The sequence below is a fragment of the Idiomarina sp. UBA4206 genome (assembly GCF_002383015.1).
Lineage (GTDB): Bacteria > Pseudomonadota > Gammaproteobacteria > Enterobacterales > Alteromonadaceae > Idiomarina > Idiomarina abyssalis.
Map to the genome: position 1 here is coordinate 33761 of NZ_DFTS01000043.1, position 3594 is coordinate 37354.

5 protein-coding genes are annotated in these 3594 nt (G+C 45.5%); all 5 read right to left on the reverse strand.

The annotated features are described in order from the left end of the window. The coding region (locus tag B3180_RS09195) for a cysteine desulfurase family protein (protein ID WP_286844169.1) at positions 1-707 on the reverse strand (707 nt) is incomplete at its 3' end. Between the two features lie 56 nt (positions 708-763). After that, positions 764-976 carry a (Na+)-NQR maturation NqrM gene (nqrM, locus tag B3180_RS09200; RefSeq protein WP_199494595.1) on the reverse strand — a complete coding sequence of 71 codons (213 nt, stop codon included), beginning with the start codon at positions 974-976 and terminating at the stop codon, positions 764-766. 8 nt (positions 977-984) lie between these two features. Then, the gene (locus B3180_RS09205) at positions 985-2016 is read right to left on the reverse strand and encodes an FAD:protein FMN transferase (RefSeq protein ID WP_286844172.1); all 1032 of its coding nucleotides are present in this window, start codon (positions 2014-2016) and stop codon (positions 985-987) included. 3 nt (positions 2017-2019) lie between these two features. Further along, positions 2020-3246, reverse strand: coding sequence for an NADH:ubiquinone reductase (Na(+)-transporting) subunit F (nqrF, locus tag B3180_RS09210; protein ID WP_054486917.1), 1227 nt, complete (start codon positions 3244-3246; stop codon positions 2020-2022). Between the two features lie 37 nt (positions 3247-3283). Next, positions 3284-3594: Rnf-Nqr domain containing protein (locus tag B3180_RS09215; protein ID WP_286844175.1), on the reverse strand; the 311-nt coding region annotated here is incomplete at its 5' end.

Below are 3594 nucleotides of genomic sequence, written 5' to 3' on the forward strand. Positions count from 1 at the left end.
GCTGCGTCTCTGACCGCCATAAATCCTATGCCTTTTGGCCCATACAATTTATGACCACTAAAAGGCGCATAATCAATGGTGGTAGCATCCAGGTTCAACGCCTTCTTACCTAATGCCTGAACACAGTCGACCATCCAGGGAACATTCGGGTTGTGCTGACGGATAACCTTTTCTAGTTGCTCAAGGTCCTGCACAACTCCGGTTTCATTATTTACCGCCATGGTACATATCATTGCTGCATCTTTTGCGTGCTGAGCAATAAACTGAGTGTCTAACACCCCCTGTCTATTCACAGGAATAGCAACCAATTGCGCATTTAACCCTAAAAGCTTGTTCCAATGCTCCAGCGCCTGCGGCACAGCTTTGTGCTCAGTAGCACCGTAAAGTAACAGCGTTTTTCTATTGCCAGGCTCGGCTTGCATCGCGGCGTATATTGCGGAAACAACCGCGGTTTGTATCCCTTCTGTTGCCCCGCTGGTAAAAATAAGCCGACCGGAGGTTAAACCAACAGTCTTTCGCGCTAGCTGACGGGTTGTATCCAGAATATATCGTGCTTTCAGGCCAGTAATATGGCTACTTGATGGGTTACCGAAAACGGATTCCATGGTATGGGATACCGCTTCAATAATTTCAGGAAGTACGGGAGTGGTGGCGTTACAATCCAGATAAAGCTCATTTGCATTTGTCTGAATATCGATTGGTTTCATGCCACCCTCCTACTTACCAAAAAGTTATATGTTTATAACCTTTTTTACTAAAAGGGTCAATGAATCTGATTTTCCTTCCAGACTTCTTCTTTCTTCATTCGCTCTTTGCGTTTCTCGCAAGGGTTGTCACAGTCACAGGCCTTTTCCATGCCTAATGCACCAATGCCACCACAGCTGCCAGAAATTGTTTTTCGTTGCACCATATAACCAATGGCCATCGCCAGTACAACGATCACAAACAAAGCGAATACCATTATAAAGGTTTGCATTAAAACTCCTACTCCTGCTCGCTCAACAACGGCTTGAATGCGTCGCTGATATACTCATTAAAACCGTCTTCTGTTTTATAGATGAGCATGACTGCTAAATTCTGTTTCCGCGCAAATGCTTTTGCTTTATCGGTTCCCATAACCAGTAAAGCCGTTGCATAAGCATCAGCAGACATCGTATCGTCCGCATAGACTGACACCGAAACTAAATTGTGCTGTATTGGGTAGCCTGTCGCCGGATCAATAATATGTGAATAGCGACGCCCATCTTCTTCAAAGTAGTTTCGGTAATCACCGGATGTTGCCAACGCGCCGTCTTTAAATTGGACAACACGTTGCACGGCTCGTTCCGTAGAAACCGGTTTTTCGACAGCCAGCCGCCAGGACGCTTCATCAGGCTTACCGCCTTTGGTAAGAACTTCACCACCAATTTCCACAAGATACTGCTTTATCCGTAGCTGATCGAGTAAATGGCCAACTCGGTCAACACCATAGCCCTTTGCTATTGTTGATAAATCGACATACATCTCGGGGTTGTCTTTGATCAGTTGATGGTTCTCAACACGTAGCTTCTGGTAACCTGTTTTTTCACGAACGGTCTGTAGTTCTTTGTCAGACGGCTCTTCTTCCGGCTTCGCCTGAGGACCAAAGCCCCAAAGGTTAACTAAGGGCCCAACCGTTATATCGAGAGCACCCTCGGTTTGCTCTGCAATTTCTAAAGCACGAGTCACCACTCGCTCAAGCTCACGGCTAATAACTACCGGCTCAGTACTTTCAAATTGATTAAATTGAGACAGTTCAGAATTCGGGTCGTAAGTCGACATTTGAGCGTTTACACGTTCCAGCACAATATCAACTTTACGCTTAATCTCTTCTTGATTGTGTCTGGGATCTTTAGTGTATAGCGTAACACTGAAAGTTGTTCCCATTGTTTCGCCGCTAAATGCAATTTTTTCTGGTGCATCTGAGCAAGAAACTAAAAAGGCCAGCCCCATAAGGGCTAGCCAAATTTTAGCGTTCGATACTTTCAGGAACATCATGGATTAACCACCAAAGTCATCCAGCATAATGTTCTCGTCTTCGACGCCTAAGTCTTTCAACAAATTGATAACGGCAGCGTTCATGACCGGAGGTCCACACATGTAGAACTCGCAGTCTTCCGGCGCATCATGATCTTTAAGATAACGCTCATAAAGAACATTATGAATAAAGCCAGTATCGCCTTCCCAGTTATCTTCCGGCTGAGGGTCAGACAAGGCCACGTGCCAGTCAAAGTTGTCATTCTCTTCGGCCAGCATATCGAAGTCTTCAACATAGAACATTTCTTTCTTCGAACGTGCACCGTACCAGAATGAAATCTTGCGATCAGTCTTCAGGCGACGCAGTTGATCAAAAAGATGCGAACGCATTGGCGCCATACCAGCACCACCACCAACGAAGACCATTTCTGCCTCTGTTTCTTTAGCAAAGAACTCGCCAAATGGACCAGAAATAGTGACTTTATCGCCCGGTTTCAGACTAAAAATGTACGATGACATTTTACCCGCTGGCAGACTTAAGTCGTTCGGCGGCGGCGTTGCTATGCGAACGTTCAGCATAATAATGCCTTTCTCATCTGGGTAGTTCGCCATTGAGTAAGCACGTACAACTTCTTCGTCAACCTTAGACTCAACATCAAAGAAACCAAAACGGTCCCAGTCAGCGTGATATTCTTCAGAAATATCAAAGTCTTTGTACTTCACATGATGAGGCGGAGCTTCAATTTGAATAAAGCCGCCCGCACGGAACGGTACTTCTTCACCTTCCGGCAACTGAACAATGAACTCTTTAATGAAAGTGGCTACGTTATCATTCGATTTAACCGTACAGTCCCACTTACGAATACCGAAGACTTCTTCTGGTAATTCAATTTTCATGTCCTGTTTAACGTTAACCTGACATGAAAGACGGCAGCCTTCGCGAGCCTCACGCTTAGTAATATGGTCAAGCTCTGTTGGCAAAATATCACCGCCACCCTCTTTAACCGTAACGCGGCACTGCCCACATGAACCACCGCCACCACAAGCAGACGACACGAAAATACCTGCGTTTGCCAAAGCACCCAGAAGCTTCGTTCCAGGTTGGGTCACGATCTTTTTGTCTTCGTCGTCATTAATCAGGATTTCCACGTCACCTTGAGGTACCAATTTTGATTTTGCGAACATGATAATCGCAACCAAAACCAGTACGATGACAGTAAACATCCCTACACCGAGATATATCTCTTGCATCGATTCGTACCTTTCTTTTACCGATTCAACACACTGGTTATAAGGATACGCCGGAGAACGACATAAAGCCCAAACCAATCAGACCCACTGAAATAAAAGTAATACCTAAGCCACGTAAGCCATCAGGTACATCTGCATATTTCAGTTTTTCGCGTACTGCAGCCAAAGCAACAATTGCTAAAGCCCAGCCAACACCACTGCCAATTCCGAACACGACTGATTCACCAAAGTTATAGTCACGCTCGACCATAAAGGCTACGCCACCGAAGATAGCGCAGTTAACAGTTATCAGGGGCAGGAATATACCCAGCGCGTTGTAAAGTGCGGGCACGTATTTATCCAGCGTCA

Coding starts and splice junctions, on each gene's coding strand:
- nqrM (WP_199494595.1), bottom strand. CDS start 976: ATGCAAACCTTTATAATGGTATTCGCTTTGTTTGTGATCGTTGTACTG.
- B3180_RS09205 (WP_286844172.1), bottom strand. CDS start 2,016: ATGATGTTCCTGAAAGTATCGAACGCTAAAATTTGGCTAGCCCTTATG.
- nqrF (WP_054486917.1), bottom strand. CDS start 3,246: ATGCAAGAGATATATCTCGGTGTAGGGATGTTTACTGTCATCGTACTG.